General features: G+C 35.4%; 21 protein-coding genes and 1 pseudogene. 6 read left to right on the top strand and 16 right to left on the bottom strand.

What is annotated here, in order from left to right; all coding sequences use genetic code 11:
* Positions 1-183: 183 nt before the first annotated feature.
* The 6 genes from MHH59_RS05615 to MHH59_RS05590 form a co-directional block, all read right to left on the bottom strand.
* The gene (locus tag MHH59_RS05615; protein WP_078422075.1) at positions 184-1,209 is read right to left on the bottom strand and encodes an S-layer homology domain-containing protein; all 1,026 of its coding nucleotides are present in this window, start codon (positions 1,207-1,209) and stop codon (positions 184-186) included.
* Between the two features lie 97 nt (positions 1,210-1,306).
* Positions 1,307-1,558: a hypothetical protein gene (locus tag MHH59_RS05610; RefSeq protein ID WP_000435463.1), complete on the bottom strand. Its 252-nt coding sequence runs from the start codon at positions 1,556-1,558 to the stop codon at positions 1,307-1,309.
* 184 nt (positions 1,559-1,742) lie between these two features.
* A complete protein-coding gene (locus tag MHH59_RS05605) occupies positions 1,743-3,275 on the bottom strand; it encodes a fatty acid--CoA ligase family protein (protein WP_002011193.1) in 1,533 nt (510 codons plus the stop codon).
* Positions 3,276-3,452: 177 nt separating this feature from the next.
* On the bottom strand, positions 3,453-3,878 hold the full coding sequence (locus tag MHH59_RS05600; RefSeq protein ID WP_201055775.1) for a hypothetical protein: 426 nt from the start codon (positions 3,876-3,878) through the stop codon (positions 3,453-3,455).
* A gap of 146 nt (positions 3,879-4,024) precedes the next feature.
* Positions 4,025-5,014 carry a lipoate--protein ligase gene (locus MHH59_RS05595; protein ID WP_003187841.1) on the bottom strand — a complete coding sequence of 330 codons (990 nt, stop codon included), beginning with the start codon at positions 5,012-5,014 and terminating at the stop codon, positions 4,025-4,027.
* 9 nt (positions 5,015-5,023) lie between these two features.
* The gene (locus tag MHH59_RS05590; RefSeq protein ID WP_340850943.1) at positions 5,024-5,758 is read right to left on the bottom strand and encodes an MBL fold metallo-hydrolase; all 735 of its coding nucleotides are present in this window, start codon (positions 5,756-5,758) and stop codon (positions 5,024-5,026) included.
* A 203-nt stretch (positions 5,759-5,961) separates the two neighbouring features.
* Between MHH59_RS05590 and yhfH the strand changes: the two genes are divergently transcribed.
* Positions 5,962-6,090, top strand: a complete 129-nt coding sequence (gene yhfH, locus MHH59_RS05585; RefSeq protein WP_000567010.1) for a protein YhfH — start codon at positions 5,962-5,964, stop codon at positions 6,088-6,090.
* A 39-nt stretch (positions 6,091-6,129) separates the two neighbouring features.
* Here the strand turns inward: yhfH and MHH59_RS05580 are convergent, their stop codons facing one another.
* Entirely contained in the window at positions 6,130-7,143 is a 1,014-nt protein-coding gene (locus MHH59_RS05580) for a LacI family DNA-binding transcriptional regulator (protein ID WP_002087115.1), read from the bottom strand.
* 194 nt (positions 7,144-7,337) lie between these two features.
* Here MHH59_RS05580 and MHH59_RS05575 point away from each other — a divergent pair, with 194 nt between their 5' ends.
* Both MHH59_RS05575 and MHH59_RS05570 read left to right on the top strand, forming a co-directional pair.
* Positions 7,338-8,279, top strand: a complete 942-nt coding sequence (locus MHH59_RS05575) for a helix-turn-helix transcriptional regulator (protein WP_002168933.1) — start codon at positions 7,338-7,340, stop codon at positions 8,277-8,279.
* A 91-nt stretch (positions 8,280-8,370) separates the two neighbouring features.
* Positions 8,371-8,889, top strand: coding sequence for a DinB family protein (locus MHH59_RS05570; RefSeq protein ID WP_002168934.1), 519 nt, complete (start codon positions 8,371-8,373; stop codon positions 8,887-8,889).
* Positions 8,890-8,979: 90 nt separating this feature from the next.
* On the opposite strand, the pseudogene MHH59_RS05565 reads toward MHH59_RS05570, so the two are convergent.
* From MHH59_RS05565 to MHH59_RS05555, 3 genes and pseudogenes are all read right to left on the bottom strand, one after another.
* Positions 8,980-9,660: pseudogene (locus MHH59_RS05565) on the bottom strand (Yip1 family protein).
* 81 nt (positions 9,661-9,741) lie between these two features.
* Complete coding sequence (locus MHH59_RS05560; RefSeq protein ID WP_002168936.1) at positions 9,742-10,044, bottom strand: DUF2087 domain-containing protein; 303 nt, start codon at positions 10,042-10,044, stop codon at positions 9,742-9,744.
* Between the two features lie 29 nt (positions 10,045-10,073).
* Positions 10,074-10,280, bottom strand: a complete 207-nt coding sequence (locus MHH59_RS05555) for a hypothetical protein (protein WP_002125823.1) — start codon at positions 10,278-10,280, stop codon at positions 10,074-10,076.
* Positions 10,281-10,522: 242 nt separating this feature from the next.
* Between MHH59_RS05555 and MHH59_RS05550 the strand changes: the two genes are divergently transcribed.
* Both MHH59_RS05550 and MHH59_RS05545 read left to right on the top strand, forming a co-directional pair.
* The gene (locus MHH59_RS05550) at positions 10,523-10,888 is read left to right on the top strand and encodes a PH domain-containing protein (protein WP_002168937.1); all 366 of its coding nucleotides are present in this window, start codon (positions 10,523-10,525) and stop codon (positions 10,886-10,888) included.
* A 207-nt stretch (positions 10,889-11,095) separates the two neighbouring features.
* A complete protein-coding gene (locus MHH59_RS05545) occupies positions 11,096-11,857 on the top strand; it encodes a hypothetical protein (RefSeq protein WP_002168938.1) in 762 nt (253 codons plus the stop codon).
* A 38-nt stretch (positions 11,858-11,895) separates the two neighbouring features.
* On the opposite strand, the gene MHH59_RS05540 is transcribed toward MHH59_RS05545, so the two are convergent.
* Both MHH59_RS05540 and MHH59_RS05535 read right to left on the bottom strand, forming a co-directional pair.
* The gene (locus MHH59_RS05540; RefSeq protein ID WP_201055771.1) at positions 11,896-14,373 is read right to left on the bottom strand and encodes a YhgE/Pip domain-containing protein; all 2,478 of its coding nucleotides are present in this window, start codon (positions 14,371-14,373) and stop codon (positions 11,896-11,898) included.
* A 205-nt stretch (positions 14,374-14,578) separates the two neighbouring features.
* Entirely contained in the window at positions 14,579-15,151 is a 573-nt protein-coding gene (locus tag MHH59_RS05535; protein ID WP_000963368.1) for a TetR/AcrR family transcriptional regulator, read from the bottom strand.
* Between the two features lie 326 nt (positions 15,152-15,477).
* Between MHH59_RS05535 and MHH59_RS05530 the strand changes: the two genes are divergently transcribed.
* Positions 15,478-16,332 (top strand): hypothetical protein, encoded by an 855-nt coding sequence (locus tag MHH59_RS05530; protein WP_340850941.1) that lies wholly within the window; start codon positions 15,478-15,480, stop codon positions 16,330-16,332.
* A gap of 113 nt (positions 16,333-16,445) precedes the next feature.
* Here the strand turns inward: MHH59_RS05530 and MHH59_RS05525 are convergent, their stop codons facing one another.
* The 4 genes from MHH59_RS05525 to hemH all read right to left on the bottom strand — a co-directional run bounded on the left by MHH59_RS05525 (position 16,446) and on the right by hemH (position 21,818).
* Complete coding sequence (locus MHH59_RS05525) at positions 16,446-16,745, bottom strand: hypothetical protein (RefSeq protein ID WP_002168944.1); 300 nt, start codon at positions 16,743-16,745, stop codon at positions 16,446-16,448.
* A 112-nt stretch (positions 16,746-16,857) separates the two neighbouring features.
* Positions 16,858-19,224, bottom strand: a complete 2,367-nt coding sequence (locus tag MHH59_RS05520) for a DUF6359 domain-containing protein (protein WP_340850939.1) — start codon at positions 19,222-19,224, stop codon at positions 16,858-16,860.
* A 217-nt stretch (positions 19,225-19,441) separates the two neighbouring features.
* Positions 19,442-20,863 (bottom strand): protoporphyrinogen oxidase, encoded by a 1,422-nt coding sequence (gene hemY, locus MHH59_RS05515; RefSeq protein ID WP_002168946.1) that lies wholly within the window; start codon positions 20,861-20,863, stop codon positions 19,442-19,444.
* 19 nt (positions 20,864-20,882) lie between these two features.
* A complete protein-coding gene (hemH, locus tag MHH59_RS05510) occupies positions 20,883-21,818 on the bottom strand; it encodes a ferrochelatase (protein ID WP_340850938.1) in 936 nt (311 codons plus the stop codon).
* Between the last annotated feature and the right edge of the window lie 14 nt (positions 21,819-21,832).

Here is a 21,832-nt window from a genome sequence, read left to right as displayed (position 1 = left end):
ACAAAAGTGAACGTTGTGCGCCTTCAGTTTCTCTGATGAGCTTCTATTGTATTCTGTTTGATTTCTTTCCATTTTAATTCCGTAATTCACATGTGTCAACTTGGAATTTAGAATTATTATATAAAAAACTTCATACAAGCTAAAAATCAGCGGGAATGGAATCCCGCTGATTTTAGTTTCGATTTATTTCTTTAACTTATCTGTCTTCGCAATAAATTGAGCTGCTTCGGCGCGGCTTACCGCTTTATCTGGAGCCCAACCATTATCTGTTCCAACTGAAATATTTTCTTGGATTAAAATGTTTGCATACTTCGTACCCCAATGATCTTTTAAATCAGCAAATTCTTTTGGTAGTTTAATATTTTCATTTCTTTCTAATTTATATGCATTCACAAGCATAGAAGCCATTGACGCACGGTTAATTAGCCCGCTCGGATTAAAGTTACCCTTATCGTCACCTTTTACAATGCCAGCTTTTTCAACTGCTGCGATGTATGGTGTAGCCCAATGATTTTGCGCGTCAGAGAATGATGGCTTCTCATCTTTATTAATTTCTAATCCTAAAACAGTAGCTAATATTTTTGCTGCTGAACCACGATCGATATTTTCAGCTGGTGCAAATGTACCATCTGGCTTACCGTGTACTGCCTCTTTGTCTACTAAATATTGAACTGACTCTTGTGCCCAAGTTGGTACATCTGAGAACTTAGATTTCTGTTCAATTGCACTCGCATCGATTTCAAACTGCACTTGATATTTATGATCATATTTAATTGCTGGAATTAATATATGCATTTGCATATTATATTTTTTCGAGAACTCATCGATTTCAAATTGAACAACCTTCGTACCATTATTTGTTTTATCTTCAGAGATCACTTTCACATCATGGAATGTCCCTACTTTATTAGTATCTTCTACTCTAAGGTACTGGAAATAGCTACTATCTTGAATTGTTAACGTAACGATTTTTTTGTCACCTTGAATTGTTACTTTTGCATTTTTTAAATACGTAGAAGCAACAGATGTTTCATTCGTTTGATCTTTATAAGTTTTTAAAATAACGTCATATGTACCATCTGCAAGTTTGCTATTTGCTTTCATTTCAACCGCTGCATCTGCTTTCGCAATAGGTACCATGATACCGCTAAATGGAACTGCTAAAGTTGCTGCTATAACGAATGCATTAATATATTTTTTCTTAATCATTATCAATATGACATCTCCCTTTATATGAATATACCCAACATAACTATCATATTGATAATGATTATCAATATCAAATAAAAAATTAAACGAATAATACCTATTTATTACACAAATATGCTTTCCGATCATTTTTAAACAATAAATAATGAGCAGTATGCACTTTTCTCTCTAAATAATCTAATGAATACGTACCCGATGGATCCACTAAATCCCCAATCGCCCCTGAAAGGTGATCAATTACCTTTTGCAATGTTTCTAAGTTCTTCTTTTCACTCTCCATATTCATTTCATCCATAATGTCACAAATAAGATATTGTACTTTCCGTAAGCGTAATTCCTTCTGCTCCACGTATATCTCCTCCTTATTAGCAATATTACGTTTTAAATATATGGGCTTATAGCTTAACCAATTCTAAAAAATAACGTGAAACTTTAATGAGTAAGAATTTTGTCCATCCAAACTAATCCAGCTTTTTGGGACAAAAAGATATCCATCTCTAAACATGTAGTCATAGAGATGGATATCTTTATTTTTACACTTGCAATGCCTTCTCTCTCAGAGCTCTTCGTAACAACTTACCAGTTGTATTCTTCGGCAATTCTGTTAAAAACTCAATGCTCATTGGCACTTTATATTTCGCTAAATGTAACGTGCAGTAATGCATAAGCTCTTCTTCTGTTACGCTCGTTTGTTTCAGAACGACGTAAGCTCGCACTGCTTCTCCTAAGTTTTCATCAGGAACACCGATTACGACAACTTCAGCTACCGAATCGTGAGTGTATAATACTTCCTCCACTTCACGAGGATATACGTTATAACCACCAACTAAAACAATATCTTTTTTGCGATCGACGATATAGAAGTAACCTTCTTCATCCATTTTCGCTAAGTCTCCTGTATATAGCCAGCCATCTTTAATTGTCGCCGCAGTATCTTCTGGCGCATTATAGTAACCCTTCATAACGTTAGGTCCGCGAACAATTAACTCCCCAACTGCACCAACAGGTACTTCTTCCCCAAGTTCGTTCACAATTTTATTTTCTACGTGCCAAATATTTGTACCAATCGAACCTGGTTTACGAGGACGATCTAATGGATTAAAACAAGTAACTGGTGATGCTTCTGATAAACCGTATCCTTCTGAAACGATAACGTCAAAACGTTTTTCAAAGTTTTGCAGAAGGGCAACAGGCATTGACGCACCACCTGAAATACAAAGGCGAAGTGTCTTCACATCTTCTGCGCTCGCTTCTTCAAATAAATATAAGTAATTGTACATGGTCGGTACACCCGCAAAAATCGTTGGTTCATACGTGCGACAAATACGGAATACTTCTTTCGGACTAAATTTCGGTAACATTAAAATAGTCGCCCCGTTCACAATCGGTGCATTGACCGCCACTGTTAAGCAAAATACATGGAACATCGGCAGTGCCGCAACGACGCGATCGTCCGCAGTATATTGTAAATACGACGCCACATCGCTTGCATTACTATATAAATTTTTATGTGTTAACATAGCGCCTTTTGGCTTTCCAGTTGTACCTGAGGTGTATAAAATAACAGCTACATCTTCTTCATCTAGTTCAGGACCTTCGTAAGTTACATCTCCAGTTCCTATACAACTAGTAAACGTTTTCATTTTTTCAGTTTCTGTATGAGTAAAATCTGATGAGGTCTCGCATATGATGATATTTTCAAGTGAAGGAAGTCTTGTTGTAAGAGATTGTATAACAGGTAGAAGGACGTCGAGTACGATGATTGTTTTTACATCTCCATTTTGTAATATGTAATGTATTTCGTCTGCTGTATAAATTGGATTAATCGGAATGACAGTTGCTCCGGCTTTCATCGTTCCGTATAAACCTACTAAAAAATGTGGTGAATTGCCTACAGCTAATGCGACATTGTCCCCTTTTCCAACGCCCATTTTTGCTAAATTACTAGAAAACCTAGTGACCACTTTGTTTAATTGGTCATAAGAGACCGACTGATCCATAAATATGTACGCCGGTTTATCCCCCTTCTTTTTTGCCGTTTCAGCCAAAGATTGAACGAGATTCACACAAACCCCACCTTTATAAAATTTAGAATATTTAAAAATTCTAAATTAATTATATTAAAAGAAAATTAAAGTAGCAAGTGATATTCTATTAATCGAATATACATAAACCACTTTCTTCCAGAATACTTTAGTACGATACGAGAATTATATGTGAAAGAAACAGGTACAAACATATAGTTAAACTGTAGCTAAAATCATTGTAGGATAATATGCACTCATCTTTCCCCTAAGTTTTTCACCTTCCTCTTTATTTAAAGCCGTATACTCTCCATACAAATTGAGAGCGTCCGCTCTATTTTCATGCAAGTAGACTGTAACATATAGTGTCGGTAATCCTTTATTGTCTTCATCTATCGACAAGACAACATCTGGCGTTTTACCAACGCTACTAAACGTTTCATTTCTTTTCCATTTCTTATTTTGAAACATAGTTTGTATCTCATTTATTTTTTGTTTGTTATTTGTATGCGTATAATATATGACATTATCCTTCGCTGGCTTTCCAATAGACAAAGTCGTACGGTTTGAAGAAGTTTCATCGTTACAAGCTGTCATTCCAATAACGAAGCTGATCAATAATATAAAGTGTATTATCCTTTTCATTTCGATCATCCTCCTTTAATTATATATACTTCCTTTATAATAAAAGAATGTCCTGCTAGTAGATGTTTTTAGGGACGCTTTTAACGGTAAATGAATTCATAATAAAAAAAGCCATCCCAAAAGATATTTCGGGATGGCTTCTTCTTTTAGAAGAATAAATGCAAGAAATCTTCTGTTGTAATATTACCGAAATAGCGTACGATATCTACGCCTTCTAAAGCTACAGTGAATGCATCTTTATCAAATTGTACACCTGTTAGACGCTCTTCAATGTCATGGACATCTAGTGATCCGAAGAAGTCACCGTAAATTTTACATTCTGTTACTGTTCCTTTTTTCACTTCAAGACGAACGTCAACTTGTCCAACTGGGAAGCGGTGTGAATGTTGTAAGTTGAACTTCGGAGATTTTCCGTAGTTCCAATCCCAATTTTGGTAGCGCTCTTCAGAAAGTTTATGGATTTCTTTCCAATCATTTTCTGTTAATTCGTACGTTGGAATTTCTGTTTCTCCTTCGAAAATTGTTTCTAGAAGAAGTTGTCTAAACTCTTCTGTCGTCATTTTTTCGTTTAAGAACTCTGTAATATTCGCAACGCGGCTACGGATCGATTTAATTCCTTTTGATTGAATCTTATCCATTTTTACTTTTAACGCTGATACGACGTGATCGATTTCAGAGTCAAATAGTAACGTACCGTGACTAAACATACGACCTTTCGTTGAGAACTGCGCGTTACCTGAAATTTTTCTACCTTCAGCTAAAATGTCGTTACGACCACTTAGTTCTGCATTTACGCCTAGTTTACTAAGAGCTTTCGTTACAGGCTCTGTGAATTTTTTAAAGTTGCTGAAACTATCTCCATCATCTTTCGTAATAAAGCTGAAGTTTAAGTTTCCTAAATCATGATATACTGCGCCTCCGCCTGATAGACGACGAACAACATGAATTCCTTGTTCTTTTACGTAATCTGCATTAATTTCTTCTACTGTGTTTTGGTTTTTACCAATGATAATCGAAGGTTCGTTAATGTAGAACAATAAATATGTTTCGTTAATATCTAAATTCTTCACACAATATTCTTCAATTGCTAAGTTTATTCTAGGATCTGTAATCCCTTTATTATCAATAAATAACATCGTATCACCTCATGAATTCCATACGTAGCCACTATGCGCTAGCGTAATATGGCCACTAAAAATTTGTTTTGCTTCTGTTACTAAATCAGATGGGTTGCCTGTATGCGGTAAGTGCGTTAATAAAAGTTCTTTTACATTTGCATCTTTCGCAATACTTGCTACTTCTGTACTATTCATATGCCCTGCTTTTGCAGCCTCTTGATGTGCATACATATTACACTCACAAATGAAAAGATCAGCATCTTTTGTGAACGGAATAAAATCAGGAATATAACTTGAATCAGCGCTATATACTACAGCGTCATCGCCAGCTGTAATACGCATCGCAAAGCATGTAACAGGATGAACTGTTTTTAAGAATGAAATGGAGAACGGTCCAACTTGAAGTGTTTCTTCTTGGTTGTACGCGATTCCTTTCGTATGCGGTTCATGTGTTAAAGAATGGAATCCATTCTCATCAAACGTATGACCGTATATTGGTAATTCCGGTAGTTGTCCCTTCGCCCCGCTCGTAATTAATCTCGCATATTGCAATACCCCAATGTCTGCAACATGATCGTGATGATAGTGCGACAGTACAACTGCATCTATATGAGATGGTGTTACATATTTTTGAAGCTGTGCTAGTACACCACTGCCACAGTCTACAAGTAAACGAAAACCATCGTGTTCAAACAAATACCCCGACGTTGCTTCTCCCGCTTCTGGAAAGCCGCCCCAAAAGCCGACAACAGTCATCTTCATATGTATCCATCCTTTCTAAAACCGCGTAGGAATGCCGTTTTTTTCCGTACTTGAGAAAGTTTTTTACTTACATCCTACATTGTTAACTATAATCCATTTCCTAAACTTTTTCATTAATTTTCACTTTTGTTATAAAACAGTTGTTGACTTTTATTATTTGTACTAATACAATGATAGTAAGAAATGGAAATGGAGGGATTGACATGATCGATCAACCAATGGAGTTTTTCCGAAATTTACCGACGAAAACTTGTGCTCATTGCGGGAAGGAAATTGATGAGCAGCACGAAGCATACCATAACAAATGTGACGATTGCGTTCACGAAGAATAGTAGTTTGTAAACATAAAAAAACCTAGCAGACATAGTCTACTAGGCTAATAACATCGTATCCTTCATCGTTGAACCTTTCACCAAGAGCTCCAGTTCAAACTCATACAATTCTTTTTGTCGATAATTTTTCGTATGGATTTTATCCATCATTAAGTCGACAACTTTTCGGGCCATCTCGTCGATTGGTTGTTCAATTGTCGTAATACCTGGCTCTGTAATCTGCGCTAAAATTTGATTATCAAAACCGATCACAGCGAGATCTTCTGGAATACTCCAACCATGGCGTTTCGCCTCTGAGATAATTCCAGCTGCAACCTCGTCGCCTCCTGCCAAAATCGCGGTAGGATTTTTTTTGTCCTTTAATACTTCATTGAATATTCGTTTTCCATCATCCCAAGAGAAAGCGTTTTCAAGAAAATCGATCGCTTCCACTTCTCTACTCTTTTCAGTAATAGCGCGTAAAAAGCCCATTTTTCGCTGTTGGCTCACTACTTTCGTTTCGTTGCCACGGCAAAAAATCAGATTACGATATCCTTGTTCTAATACATGATTGGCAGCTATGTATGCACCCTGTGCATGATCGAACTTCACTGTTGGAACATTTGCTTCCTCAATATATTCATTACATAACACGATTGGACCGTGTTGCAAGTATGGCTCCACATTCTCCCATGGATTTTCTAGTGAACATAGAATAATCCCATCTACTTGTTTCGTAGATAATAATTGTAAATACTCCATCTCTTTTTCCGGTAAATATCTTGTTTGACAAATAATCAGTTTATATTTATGTTCAGAAGCAGCAATCTCGATTGCTTCAATAAATCTACTAAAAAAAGGATTTGTAATCCTTGGAACAAGCACCGCAATTGTTTCTGTTTTTTGTTTACGAAGCCTTCTCGCCGCAGAATTAGGAACGAAGCCTAAATGCTTCATTGCTAATTGAACCCTTTTCTTCTTCTCATCTGAAACATATGGATGATTATTGATCACCCTAGAAACCGTTGTCCTTGATAACCCCGCTAATTTCGCCACGTCCTCGATAGTCGACACGAAATTTCCCCCTTTGCATGAAAACGTTTTCTTATACTGATTATATAGTATATTATTGGAAACTGCAATATAGGTTCTTATGATTTTACTATATTAATATTATACATAGGAAAAAGTCTGTTAATGGCAGGGAATTACATACTACTTTTAGAAGTTCACAATAAGAATATTTATAAAATAAAGGATGATATTTCATGAATCGGACGGATCGTTTATTAGCTATATTAATTGAATTACAAAGAAAACAAACCGTTACAGCACAAAGCTTAGCTGAAAAATTTGAGACAAGTATACGCACTATTTATCGAGATATGGACGCACTCAGCGAATCCGGCGTTCCCATTTTTTCAATGCCTGGTCACGGCTATTCATTAATGGATGGTTATTTCTTGCCACCCATTCAGCTTACGCCGGAAGAGGCTGTTACTCTTTTATTAGGCGGTGATTATATCGAGAAAACTTTCACTTCTTCTTTTTCTGTACATGCGCAATCGGCAAAAGAGAAACTTGAGGTTGTCCTCTCTACTGATCAAAAAAAGAAAGTTGAAGAGCTGCGAGGAACTTTCCGTTTCCTTTCTCCTATATTTTCGCATCAGCAACCCGAGCGAGAACAACTAGAAAACCAACTTTTCTTATTGCAAGAATCTATTCAAAAAGAACAAGCTATCTCTTTTTCTTATCGTAAACCAAGAGAAACTACAAAAATAAAACGGACCGTTCATCCTTACGGTTTAGTCAATATTTCAGGAATTTGGTACATCGTTGCTCATTGCTTACTTCGAAAACAAATACGTAATTTTCGTTTAGACCGTATGGATACATTACAGCAAGAACAAGAATTCTTTACAAAACCGAAAGACTTTTCTTTACAAGACTATCAACCTGAAAACAATCGAACTGTTACGATCCATTTATTATTCCCATCCCATATTGCACATAAAATTGTTGAGTCACGATACTTTTTTATAGATTCATACGAGCATAAAGATAATGGTTTTCATGTCTTTTTGAAATCAAGAAGTATAGATGAAGTATTTCAATGGGTATTAAGCTGGGGGAGCCAAGTGCAAGTACTAGAGCCAAAAATTCTTTCTGAGAAAATATATGATGAAGTAAAAAAAATGTTAAAACTTTAATTTTTTATTTTACTACTGACATAATGTTGTCAGCATCCCTCCTTTATTGTAGGTATTAACAAATACATTTTCTTAAAAAGGGGATACCAATATGAACAGTACTGTTATGTTAGAGAAATTCGAAAGTTTAGCAACGTGTTATGTGAAGGAATTAGACAAATATACGATTGAACAATTTAGAAAAAAACCTTCTGAAGAAGAATGGTCGCTCGGTCAAATGTATAACCATCTGCTAGCTGCTACATATATGCAATTAGATGCAATCGAGAAATGTAAAACTGAAACACCATCTGTAGCTAACAAAAAAACGGATATGGGTGAAAAAGTATATACAATGGGTGCTTTCCCTCCTATACAAATAAAAGTGCCAAATCGCTCTGGATACACACCTGAAAATCCATCATGCAAAGAAGAGATACAGGAGCGTTTTCTAAAATTAATTACAGCTGTAAAAAACATTGAACCAATGCTTGCTTCTATTCCAAATGATTGTAAAGTGGAGCATCCTGGACTTGGGTACTTAAATGCTCCAGAGTGGTTCCAGCTCATTTCTATGCATTTTTCACATCATCTTCTTCAGAAAGAAAGATTGGATCACAGTATTTCATAATTTACCATAAAGAATGAAAGAAGGTGGTTTGGCACATAGCCAAACCACCTTTCTTCATACAAATGAATAAAAATATAATCCAATATACTTTTATTGTAATTTAGATATTTCTTGCATAAATCCAGATATACTTGCTAATGCACTAGTAAAAACGAAAAGCACAATAATGAGAGTGACAAGTTTATTTTCATTTAAATTCGTAATTGTTTTTAAGCCTATTCCTAATAAAACGTAATACCAAATATTAAATATATCTATCCTTTGAGCGATTGCATGTAAAACCATATTATCTGTTGCTATCGCACCTAAACCTGTATAGGACAACTCATATCCACCAAGGGAGAACGCAATCAATCCGTTTAAAAGCATCCCTAATTTTAATACAAAAGATGCATAGATAATGATAGGAAATGTTTCCTTGTAGTTAATATCGACTCCAAAAAAAATCATAATGTTTTTATAGAATATAGGCGCAAAAAATATAGCTACTATTCCACTTACTGTAGAAATTCCAAATGAAGTAAAGAAAGTTATGTATTTTGGAACAGTAAATCCAGTTTTATCATGAAACATACTAAGTGCAGGGTTATGTAAAGAATTTCAGGAAATTAAGGCGCTTGAAATGATAATAAGTAAAATTAAAAGAGTTAATGGGAGGAATATATTTCTTTGATTCCTCATCCTTTTGAATTGTAATGTCGGTGAAGTGAAAATCCCAAAAACCGATGGCTTCCTCGAAAATTCTTCATGCATAAGACTGCTAGCTTGCAAGACAATCCCTCCTTTATCGCTACATTCATCATTTTAATACAGCAAAGATATGAAAACAGGTTCTTACACAATTAGAGCTCTCTATAACATCTCCCACCTCGTCCACTCTTCCCTCGCATTCACACTATAAATATTGTCTTCTCTGTCCATAAACCCATGTATAACAAATTCTCTTCTTATCGTACAAAAATCATCATGATACTGTTTTACGAACGCATTAATTTCTTCTTCTGTATATTGGTTTCCAGCATCCAGCTTTCTAATCAAATGTTCCAATAAGACTAACTTTTTCTTTTTTTGACCTGGAATCGATTTTAAGCGGTCCTCTTTATCAAAAAAGTTGCGAATGGTCGTATCACGAAATTTCATTTGGCTTTCGGTCATTTCGTTCTCCTCCATCAGTTTTTATATTATTAAACTTTACCGTTTTTCTTTATTCTTTTACTTAAAAAATCAATAAAGTAATATCCACCAATTAAAATATAATAGGTTACAATCATTCCCACTATGTCTTTCATACTCGTATATTCTTTTTTATGAAACAAAATCGGAGATAGTGTATAAACTAAGAAGCAGACTAGCGGATATATGATGAAATAGAAGCGAGATTTTTGTCTCATACTATCAACTCCCCTGTAATATGATTCTATTCAAATTGTTGTGATTCCTTTCTTTCGTTTAGGCTACACATAAAATATAGTAAAATTAAGGAAAAGATGCTCTTTGGAAAGTAAGAACCATTCTGAATAATATTCGAAAGACCATACACCAAATATGCAATGTTACATATTTGGTGTATGGTCTTTCTTGCTATAATAATATCCATATAGATTGTATTTTAAATAAAAAAGGATTATATGCAATGAATCAAATTTTAGAGGATGCAAAACAACTATTACATCATGAAGAAAATATTTTATCCACTTTAAGATGTTCACTTACTGGCTATATTATTACACATAATGTCCCTCGTTCCGGAGTGTTACTTGCCACTAATAGGAGGGTTATTTTTTATGGACAATCATTCAAATGTTGTAAAAATGCATTGATTGTGGAATTTGAATATAAAAAAATTCTATCCATAGAGACGAAAAGAACATTCTTTGATAAAAAACTAATATTTTACTATGAAGACGAATATATAACGGTGGGCCAAATTTTAAGCTCGAATATTGAGGGTTTTTTAAATGTAATACAGAGAAAAGAATTCAATAAAGTGAAACTTTAATCCGTGGGGGATTTTGTTCATCCCCCACGGATTATTAGCCTACACCAATTGGGATTTTACGGAATAAAATACTTTTCATCTAAAAGAGAAGTACAGTTCACCTTTCTTACAACTGTATTTCTCTTTCATTTTTACTTCTCTCATCCACACTTCTCTTAATTTACTTATCACTCTCATTCCTGTAACCTATTATTCAAATGGAAAATTATGTTACAATTAACTTATACATATTTTGGAGGGAAAATAGTGAAAAAAGCTATTATAGTATTAAGCATCCTATATCTTATTTTAACCGTACATACGGGAGCTGTTCTTTTAGGAAAAGAAGATTATAGAGGTGCTATCAATACATTAAAAGAAACGAAGGAGGTCTCTTCATTTCAATCTGCAAAAGACGGTGTGATTTTATTAAAAGGAACATTAACTACCGCGCAACCTATTACAGAGGAAAAACTTCAAAATAAAGAATTTGCACTTCTTGAAATTAATACGTATAAACGACGAAAAGCAAATTGGAAAAACATTGATACCGAGCAGCATATTGCAAAGCAGCTCTTACTAAACAATGAGGCTCTTCCTGCATTAAAAGAAATCCGTTTTTCGATGGAACCAATTACACTGTCAGGAAAAGATATTTCCACCGAAGATTACTCACTAAAAAAGGATGATACTCAATTAACAATTAAAGGTAAAGGATACCGATATACAGGAATAGAAAACAAATCAGACACTCTTATTTTTGGTATAAAAAAAGGAGATACACTTGAAGGGTATAGTGGTTCTGAAATTCTAATAGGAAAAACAAAAGAGGACATTGCCAGCAACATGAAACTATATACTTTTGCTGAAAGATATGGTCCATTTGTTTGGATTGTAGCTACAATTATTCTTATAAGTATTGTTATATACTTGTTCCGTAAAAATAGAAAAACAAATGAACTTTCTCATCCAATAAAACAAGACCAATAAAAAAGGCACCATTTCGGTGCCTTTTTTATGTTCCTTATTTACGCTTCAACCGATTGATTTTCAGCAACATTTCTAAATTGTCGCTTATGCATCCAAGTTAATGAAGCAATTGTTCCAAGTGATAATACAACGATAAAGATCATGAGTATCCCAATATTTTGCCACATGAAGTTAAAGTCTCCGCTTGATACGACTGCTTTCAATCCTGATACAGAATATGTCATCGGTAACCAAGCATTAAATGGTTGTAAATACTTCGGAATCAACTCTAGTGGGAATGTTCCAGCACTTGTTGTAAGCTGAATAATTAATGTGATGATGGCGATGAAACGCCCTGCATCACCGAATGCTGTTACTAAACATTGAATTAATGAAATAAACGCTAAGCTCGTAACAATACTAAAGAGTATAAAGTATGGAATACTTTGTACTTCTACACCTAACCAGAATAGTAATATGACATCTGCTACTATTGCTTGAATAATACCGACTGATAGTAAAACACCAAACTTACTAATAAACCAACTAAATCCTGATTTTGGAACGCCAACTGTATCACGTAATGGATATACGATTGATAATAGTAATGCCCCAACAAATAAACCGAGTGATAAGAAATACGGTGTAAATCCAGTTCCGTAGTTTGGAACTTCCGCCATTTTCTCCGTCTTCACTTTTACAGGACTTGCAAACATATCATACGTTTTATCCGTACCTTTTACTTCTCCTGTTTTTTCTGCACCTTCACCAAGTTTCTCAGCAAGTTCACCTGAACCATCGTTTACTTTTACGAGGCCACCTGTCACTTTTCCTGATCCGTCTGTTAGTTTATTGACGCCATCGATTAGCTGGGTTGAGCCAGTGGACATTTTATTTAGGCCACCATTTAGAGTACCTAAGCCAGTTGTTACTTGACTTGAACCGTCCGCTAATTGCGTTATGCCACCTGTCATTTGGCTTGCTCCTACAGATAATGTACCTAAACCGCCTGTCACTTGACTTGAGCCATCTGCTAATTGAGTTACTCCATCAATTAATTGACCTGACCCGTTATTTAATTTATCTACACCTACTTTGGCATTACTTAATCCTTCACCAAATCCATGAAATTTGCTTACAAATTCGTTTTGCGCATTCAGTAATTTCTCAATACCCTCCGTTAAAGATTGCAATTTCGCTGTATTCGGTAGTTTGTTTTGCGCATCACTTGTTGTTTGAGTTATTTCACCTTTTAATTGTTTTACTTCTTCATTTAATTTATTTGTTCCACCTGCTACTCCAATAGCTTTCTGCTGAACTGTCGCTGTACTTTTCGCCGCATTTGTTATATATGGTTGTAACTTCTCTTGATATTCTTTTGGTAAACTCTCGATTTGCTTTTGCAAATTAGCTACATCTTGCGCTGCAGTTTTTGCATCTCCTGCTGTTGATTGAGTAAATTCATTTAACTGATTTACGTTTTCTGCAGCTCCGTTCATTTTCTCATTTACAGTATTTAATATAGAAGGAACTTTCGCCTGCATTTCCTCTAAACCTACAACAGAATGCTTTACTGTACTATTTAAATCTTGCAAACCATTTTCAATTTTTTGAGAACCTTCTTCTAATTGACTTTGTCCTCCAACAAGCTTTTCCATACCGTTCGCTAATTCATTCGTTCCTGTTTTTAATTCACCTGATTTATTTGCTAATGTATTCAAACCATCAGTTACTTTCTGAGACCCATCTTGCAATTTCCCTATACCTATCTGCATTTCACCCGTTTTGCTATTTAACGTATTTAAACCTGTTGTTACTTTTCCTGACCCATCTACTAATTTATTAGATCCATCTGCTAATTTCTGAACTCCATCCTTCATCTCCCCAGACTTCCCTTGAAGTGTATGGAGTCCATCCGTCACTTTACTTGATCCATCATGCAACTCACTAGCTCCATCATGTAACTTATTTGCTCCGTCCGCTCCATCTGCTAATCCTTTTGAGACGTCCTTAATGGAATCAAACATTTTCTCTGCATATGTTTTCGTTAACGTGCTTGATACTTCACCTTTAATTTTTTCAATTGCTGTTCCGCCAATTTGTGAAGATAAGAAGTTTAAACTTTCATTTGGAATGTATTCTAAGTTTAATGGTTTCGGATCGTCTTTTAATAACGTTGTAGCGTTACTTGAGAAGTCATCTGGAATACGTACTAACATGTAATACTTTCTGCCTTCCATTCCCTCTTTCGCTTCTTTTTCACTTACAAATTCCCATTTAAAACTTTTATTATCTTTTAAGTTATCAAGGAGCCCTTTCCCGACCTCAATTGGTTTCCCATCAAGTTCTGCACCTTTATCTAAATTGACTACCGCAACTGGCAAGTCATCTAGCTGTTCATACGGATCCCAAAAGGCCCATAAAAACATACCCGCATATAAAATCGGTACAAATAAAACCGCAATGATTGGGATTAATATTTTTTTACTTTTTATAATCTCTGCAAATTCTTTACTAAGCAACTTATGCCATTTCATAATTTATCCCCCTTTTAAAAATGACCAAAATGTATTTTTAGTCATTTTTACCCAAATAAAAAGGCTATATCTGTTCATACATATGCCTTATCCCCGAATTTATACTATGCACATTTTCATCTACATGATTATATTTAACCATCCTCCTTATACGATTGACCAATTTGTTCAATTAGTCATTTTTTATAATATTAAAAGGATTATCTTAATTTGACAATCCTTTTAGTAAATAAAGTTCGAATAATTCCGATATTTTTTCTTTTTCTAACGGTTCATGATTTTTTTCCCAATCAAAAATAAGCGATACGTATAGGCGAAGCATAATAAACGCTGTAATTTCTGGATCACATTTGCTGATTTCACCCTTTTCAATCGCAATTTCTAAATACGATTGAATAACAGAAACGATTTCCACATCTACTTGTTGCATCACTTCTTGTACTTCTTTCGTTCCCATATCACGCTCTTCTTGAATTAGTTTAATCATGAGCTGATGTTCTTTTCTAAATTCTAATATGCTATATAATGCTCTATGTACATTTTCAAAAAATGAAATATCTGAACGAATTGCATTTTCTGCAACTTGCTTCATTTCTGTAATTAAATTAGAAATAATTTCACCAAATAGCTCTTCTTTATTTTTGAAAAAAGTATAAATCGTTCCTTTTCCTACATTCGCTAACTTCGCTACTTGATCCATCGTTGTTGCTTTATAACCGAACGCTGAAAAAGACTTTGTTGCAGCTTCAATAATAGAACGTTTTCGATCTATCGCCACATCTTCACCTCCAAAAATGACCAATTGGATAATATAGTCAATCAGTACATCTTTGATATTACCACACGCTTACATTCTATACAAGTTCTCTTTTTTATTATTCCCAGTATAAAAAAATTCCAGTCAAGTTATATAATACTGTCATAGTGTATCAGAAGAAAAGAGAAAAAGAAAAGGTGTTCTTAAGATATATGATTAAACCTTACTTAACGACAACAAATTTCCCTTTTTTCAAATAATCAAATAAAAAAACAAGAAAATCTTTACATTTAATAGTAATATAGAAAATAGACAAGTTTATCAAAATAGTGGAGGCTTTTTCAGTCATGATGCGTGCGCTTCGTTTAAATATAAAGCAAGCTTTTTGTAGTCGTATTTCTTTAATTATTATGTTTAGTGGATTCGTTCTTATTTGTATTTATCACTATTACTATGTAATTCGTTATTTAGGAGACGCAGCGAGTGGACCTATTTCAACAGGTATAAAATGGATCGGATTTCGCGACAATGAAATGGATGTTTATTTATTATTAATGCCAGTTATTGCGAGTTTCCCCTTTAGTACAAGTTACAATTCGGATAAGTCAGATGGTTTTAAACCGTTTGTGAGTAAGGGGATTTCTTTATTTCCTTATTCATTAATGAAATATATCGTTACGTTTTTTTGCGGAGGATTTCTTTATACATTTCCATTCATCTTATCGTTATTATTTTGCAAATTAACCATTCCAGACGGAACACCTACGATTGGTTCAGGCATCATAAATGCTGATGGAATGTTCGCAAACCTATATTTCGATGCGCCTCTCACTTACATTACTGTATATATCGGAATTAATTTTTTATTTGCAGGTTTAATGGCTCTTTTAGGACTTGCTGCATCTGTATGGTCACAAAAGGACTATATGGCAATTCTCTTTCCATTTGCAGTTGCCTCCATTCCTTACGTCCTGCTAAATACAATATTTCCTTCAATAGGCGGAGCACCTATTCATTTATATGATCCGAAACAACCATTGCAAGGCATGTCACCGTACATTTTAACGATGCAATGTGCTTTCTTCCTTCTCGTCAGCTTATTTATGTATATACAAGGAGTAAAGCGGGATAGAAAAAAATATAGAAGAAGACTGCAAAAAAGAGATCGGTGTAGAAAAGCGTTTCAAGCAATTTCGGACTAAATAATTGAACGAATAAGAGCGTAATTCCCTAAGTTAGCTTAGAGAATTACGCTCTTATTATCATTTACATTTATCAATCTTATATTTTCAATACTCATATAATCCTCTCCCATTTACGGCGTACCTGCCAATCCCCATAAAATAACGATCGCCGCAAAATAAATCGCTTTAATAGCTACCACTAAACATAATGCAATAATTGCATATTTACTTAATTCTCTTCTTGCACCGATTAAAGTAAAAATAACCGCCAAACTAAACGTTATATAGGAAGTTGCGGTATTTATTAAATAATACATACTATCTAGAGTCTGTGTAAGCCCTGTTATATCAGCTACAAACTGAAGCATGACGATCGTACTAAAAAAAATTGCAAGCTGATTCATTAATTTCCCGTTTATTCGGGCTACCATATGTCTACACCTCCCTGCATTAAAGAATGAATATTCAATCTATTTTATCATAAAAATCCCTAATAATGTAAAAGAACGCTTAGTATATTTCTAAGCGTTCTTTCTCGACTATTTAAGAAGCCTTCTTCAAATCAATTTGAACAAGTACTGGATCGTGGTCACTTACACGTCCATGCTCTTTCATAATGTTTGAGTTTAAGTGCACTGGATCTACAATTGTGTATGGTGCGATGTTGTTTGTTACTAAAATATGATCTAACACTTGTGCATTTCCTTCATGAATGTACGTGTAGCGGTTCTCTTTCGGCACTGTGTTTAACATATTTTTCAAGATTGTTCCTTCTAGTGCTTTTAGTGGTTTAGCGAACTCAAAATCGTTCATATCCCCTAACACAACAACTGGTGCATTCGTGTTCTTTTTCTGAATTCCTTGTACGAAGTGATTTACTTCTTGCGCTAACTGAATTCGTTTTTCTTCACTCTTTAATACGAGCGGCTGCACTTTTCCAAATGGCGTTGCATCTCCTATTTTTGAGTTTAAGTGATTTGCAACGACAACAACGTTTTGTCCTTGGAACGTAAATTCTGCTGCAAGCGGTTTACGTGTACTTTCAAATAATGAACTTTCGTCTCCAATGCGAACAACATTTTTATCAAGTAACTTCGGTACTGCTGCTAATTTCACGCGTGATGGGTTGTAGAAGAAACCGACGCGAATATTAGCTCCTGGTGCTCCTCCGTCTAGATTATTGTTCGGAGCAATTTCTACATACTCATACTTTGGTCCACGAATTTCTAGAACTGCATCAATGATACGTTTTGCACTTAATGAAGCATCTGTTGTACCGTCATTAATTGATCCATTGTTATCTTGCATTTCCTCTACACCAATAATATCTGGCATTTTTAAATTGTATTTAATAGAATACGCTAACGCTTTTACTTTTTCATCTGTTGTTTCTTTTTTATTCGCCGAGAAATTTTCAATGTTATATGTAGCAACTGTTAACTTATCAAGACGAGGCTGAATATTTGCCCCTACTTGCTTAAATCCGCCGTCCACTACAGATGGTAATTCCGTTATTGGCGCAATGCGGAACGAACCGTAATCATATCCGACTACCCCTGTTATATCTCCAGTAAAAGTATCTCCTACTTTTGCTACATAATCACGAGGTACTTTTACAGAAAGACGTTCTGGGTTTAATTGATTTTCATCTAATACAGGTGTGCCATATTTCGTTACGACTTTATTCCCGCCATTTTCTACTGTTACATATAAATTCCCGTTTTTCTGAGGGGCAATAATTTTTGGCGTTGGCATCGTAACGCGCATACCTTCTACACTTTCATAAAAGTCGATTGCATCTTCATTTGGATCAAATAAACCGAATGCATCATTATCGATAATTTGATCAGGAATTTTCACACCGTTTTCTCCAAGTACAATCGGCGCTGGTAAAGGTTGATCTTTTGCGATGACAGCAACGCGGCTCGCTTTAATTTCCGTCGTCGTTAAATCTGTGTCAAACCTTTCTGCATATCCAGGTCCAACATATTCTTCTACTTCTCCATCAACTTGGACAAGATCTCCTACTGCTACATTCGCATCTTTTTTGTATACGTAAATACCTTCAGAAGTAGCTGGATCATTATCCGGCTGATTATCTTCTATATAAAAACCATTTTTATCAAGCGCTGTGACAACGCCCTCCACATTGTTTACTTTCTTCCCATTGTAAGGAGAAATATGTGATTTCCCTTGAATATCATGAATACGAACTGGTTCATTTGTTACGATTATAAATGAAAATGTCGAAACTGCTGAAGAAGTAAGCCCTTCTTTTTCAGCGATTGCTTTCACTACACTATTTTCATTCACTACAATTTGTCCGTTATAACGAACACTCTTGTTTGTAGGGTTAGAGCCATCTAACGTATAGTAGATTGTTGCTCCTTCTGTATTCGTTGTTAATGTTACTGCTGTTCCTTTTGCAACTTCCCCACCATTTGGTGATGCCACTACATCGCTAACGCGGTTTTGTTCTTCTCCTTGAAACTTATGAGCTGTTACTGATTTTAAACCTGGGCTACCGAAATATAACTCAAGCGTCCCTGTCAACCTAACTTTCTTCCCGATATTTTCAGGATGGTCTTTCACATTTACTGCCGATCTCACATCGCCTTTTGGCAATTGAACAGGCATGATTTTGTCTGGATTCGTTTCGTTTGGCGAATCGGCAATTGCCACGTTTGTGTCGTCAAACTTAGCCGGATCTTTCGTGTATTTAGAAGGACTTTGCGTATACCCAACGATATATCCTTCCACTATCCCCTTCGTTTTCCCTTGCTGCTTAAATACTTGAATTGCTTTTTCTACTGACATAGAAGTAGTTTCTTCCGCCTGCGCTAAAGTTCCAGTAAATGAAAGCAATAACATTAATGATAAAAAGACACTTAACAATTTCTTCACAGCCATCTCCCTCTCCCTATTTCATATTTTCTCAACATTTCTATCATATCAAATGATTCGTTATATAGAACTATATTTCGACAAGTTTTACACAAAATTTATTTAATTTACAAGTTTTCAAACTATAATACAAAATAACTTATATAGGTTTATTGACTAAAGGTATTTTATCCAATAAACAAAACGCCTTCAATATAATTGAAGGCGTTTTGTTTGAAATATTTTAATGTGCGACTAATTTAGTCTCCATTACTTTCTCTAAATGAAATAACACACGTTTCGCCGCTAACTCACCTTGCTCAATACAAGCCGGAAGACCAGAACCAGCGTAAGAACTACCTGCCAAATACACACCTGGCAATTCTTCCTCCATAAATGTTGTGAGCTTTTTCATTCGCTCTTTATGGCCTACTGTATATTGAGGCATGGCTTCTTTCCAGCGGCTTACAATTGTAAACTCTGGATCCTCTGTAATATCCATTGTCTTTTGTAAGTCCTCTAATACGAGCTGTACAATTTCTTCGTCAGTTTGTTCAACAATCGCTTCATCACCTGGGCGTCCGACGTAACAGCGAAGAAGCGTTTTTCCCTCTGGCGTTGTATGTGGCCATTTTTTGTGTGTCCACGTACACGCTGTAATTGTATAATCACTATTTCTTGATACGACAAATCCGGTACCATCAATATCACGCTGAATTGCAGACTTTGGGAAAGCAAGTGCCACGTTTGCAACTGATGTAGACGGAATGTTACGGAAGAAACGAAACTGCTTATACTGCGCAAACATAGATGGCAATACTTTATGCGGCGTCGCAACTACAATCGCGTCTACTTCCATTTCTTTTCCGTTACTAAGCGTAATCGTATAACTATCACCAAGTTTTGCAACCTTTTCGATACGAGTTCCCTTCATTATCATATCATTAGGAATCTTCGTTTCAAGAGATTCTACTATAGATTCTAAACCGGTTTTCACAGTTTTAAATATTCCTTTTTTCAATTCAGCCTTCTCTTGCTTTGGAGCGAGCGTACGCATACCGAGTGAAATACTACGGTGCTCCTGTTCAATTTGATAAATTTGAGGGAATGTTGACATTAAACTCATTTCATCAATATCCCCTGCATAAATACCAGATAATAATGGCTCAATTAAATTTTCAACGACTTCATTTCCAAGACGATGCCTGAAAAACTGCCCGAGTGATTGATCAGAAACTGGTTTTGATCTAGGCATTAATAAGTCAAAACCAGCTCTTAGTTTACCAATTGGGGAGAACAATCCGGAAAATAGAAACGGCGTAATTTGCGTTGGAATTCCCATCATTGAACCGCTCGGCATTTTATGTAACCGATTGTTTACGAGAACGAACGATTGACCGGCCTTATTATTTACAAGTTCATCGCCAAGTCCTAATTCTTTCACTAATTTAGCTGCACTCTCTTTTCTTGCTAAGAAAGAATCAGGACCGCGTTCAATTGTAAATCCATCTTTTTGAACGGTTTGAATTTTCCCGCCAAGTTTACCAGACGCTTCTATAAGCAATGCATCTATCGGCAAGTTTTTTTCACGAATTTCTTTTTGTAAGTTATACATTGTTGTTAATCCTGTGATGCCACCGCCGATGATCACAACTTTTTTCCTCAAGTAAGCTCCCCCTTTCTACTTACATTACAGATTCTTTTTTCTTTAATACTACATCTGCTAAACAGTCGATAAATGAGTCCGACGCATTAGGCATTTCGGGACGATAATATTTCGCGCCAATTTCATCCGTTACAACTTTACACTCAAAGTCATTGTCATATAAAACTTCTAAATGTTCCGCAACAAATCCAACTGGTGCATATACGAATGAACTGTAGCCGTATTTTTCATTTAGTTCTCTCGTTAAATCTTGTACATCTGGACCAATCCAAGGGTCTGGTGTATTTCCGGCACTTTGCCAACCTACTGCATAATTTGCTACTTCAGCACCACGTGCAATATAGTCAGCTGTTTCGTTTAATTGATCCGGGTATGGATCGCCGAGTGCGATAATTTTTTCTGGTAAACTATGTGCAGATACGATTAACACTGCTTTTTCACGTTCTGCTTCTGACATACCGTTATATATACCTTTCACTGCATCGACCCAATACTGAATAAATTTCGGTTCTTTATACCAGCTATCGATGCCGTGAATTGTTAAGTTTCCAAGTTTTCCTGCTTCTTCTTGCGCTCGTCCTACATACGACTTCACGCTAAAAGTAGAATAGTGAGGGGCAAGAACGAGTGCAATTGCATCTTCTATTCCATCTTTATGCATAGCTTGTACTGCATCTTCAATGAACGGTTCAATATGTTTTAAACCAAGATACATGTGGTACTCTACTTCATCTTGTATTTCATTTAAACGCATTTCTAACTTTTTAGCTTGCTCTAATGTAATAGTAGCTAAAGGAGAAATACCACCAATTGCACGGTAACGCTCTGTTAAATCTTCTAGCATTTCAGGACTTGGCTTTCTTCCTCTGCGAATATGTGTATAGTAACGTTCAATATCTTCTTCTTTATATGGCGTTCCGTATGCCATTACAAGCAAACCAATTTTCTTTTTCATACAGACAATCTCCT

Source organism: Bacillus sp. FSL E2-0195 (assembly GCF_038003645.1).
Lineage (GTDB): Bacteria > Bacillota > Bacilli > Bacillales > Bacillaceae_G > Bacillus_A > Bacillus_A mycoides.
The sequence above is the reverse complement of the archived record's forward strand: the minus strand, read 5'-3'. Positions and strand labels throughout refer to the sequence as shown.

Excerpts from the sequence above, each read along its gene's own strand:
- MHH59_RS05555 (WP_002125823.1), bottom strand. The coding sequence starts at position 10,280 with ATGAGACAAAAATCTCGCTTCTATTTCATCATATATCCGCTAGTCTGC.
- MHH59_RS05525 (WP_002168944.1), bottom strand. The coding sequence starts at position 16,745 with ATGGTAGCCCGAATAAACGGGAAATTAATGAATCAGCTTGCAATTTTT.
- MHH59_RS05590 (WP_340850943.1), bottom strand. The coding sequence starts at position 5,758 with ATGAAGATGACTGTTGTCGGCTTTTGGGGCGGCTTTCCAGAAGCGGGA.
- MHH59_RS05520 (WP_340850939.1), bottom strand. The coding sequence starts at position 19,224 with ATGGCTGTGAAGAAATTGTTAAGTGTCTTTTTATCATTAATGTTATTG.
- MHH59_RS05540 (WP_201055771.1), bottom strand. The coding sequence starts at position 14,373 with ATGAAATGGCATAAGTTGCTTAGTAAAGAATTTGCAGAGATTATAAAA.
- MHH59_RS05550 (WP_002168937.1), top strand. The coding sequence starts at position 10,523 with ATGAATCAAATTTTAGAGGATGCAAAACAACTATTACATCATGAAGAA.
- MHH59_RS05570 (WP_002168934.1), top strand. The coding sequence starts at position 8,371 with ATGAACAGTACTGTTATGTTAGAGAAATTCGAAAGTTTAGCAACGTGT.
- MHH59_RS05560 (WP_002168936.1), bottom strand. The coding sequence starts at position 10,044 with ATGACCGAAAGCCAAATGAAATTTCGTGATACGACCATTCGCAACTTT.
- MHH59_RS05545 (WP_002168938.1), top strand. The coding sequence starts at position 11,096 with ATGTTACAATTAACTTATACATATTTTGGAGGGAAAATAGTGAAAAAA.
- MHH59_RS05615 (WP_078422075.1), bottom strand. The coding sequence starts at position 1,209 with ATGATTAAGAAAAAATATATTAATGCATTCGTTATAGCAGCAACTTTA.
- MHH59_RS05600 (WP_201055775.1), bottom strand. The coding sequence starts at position 3,878 with ATGAAAAGGATAATACACTTTATATTATTGATCAGCTTCGTTATTGGA.
- MHH59_RS05595 (WP_003187841.1), bottom strand. The coding sequence starts at position 5,014 with ATGTTATTTATTGATAATAAAGGGATTACAGATCCTAGAATAAACTTA.
- hemH (WP_340850938.1), bottom strand. The coding sequence starts at position 21,818 with ATGAAAAAGAAAATTGGTTTGCTTGTAATGGCATACGGAACGCCATAT.
- MHH59_RS05575 (WP_002168933.1), top strand. The coding sequence starts at position 7,338 with ATGAATCGGACGGATCGTTTATTAGCTATATTAATTGAATTACAAAGA.
- MHH59_RS05530 (WP_340850941.1), top strand. The coding sequence starts at position 15,478 with ATGATGCGTGCGCTTCGTTTAAATATAAAGCAAGCTTTTTGTAGTCGT.
- yhfH (WP_000567010.1), top strand. The coding sequence starts at position 5,962 with ATGATCGATCAACCAATGGAGTTTTTCCGAAATTTACCGACGAAAACT.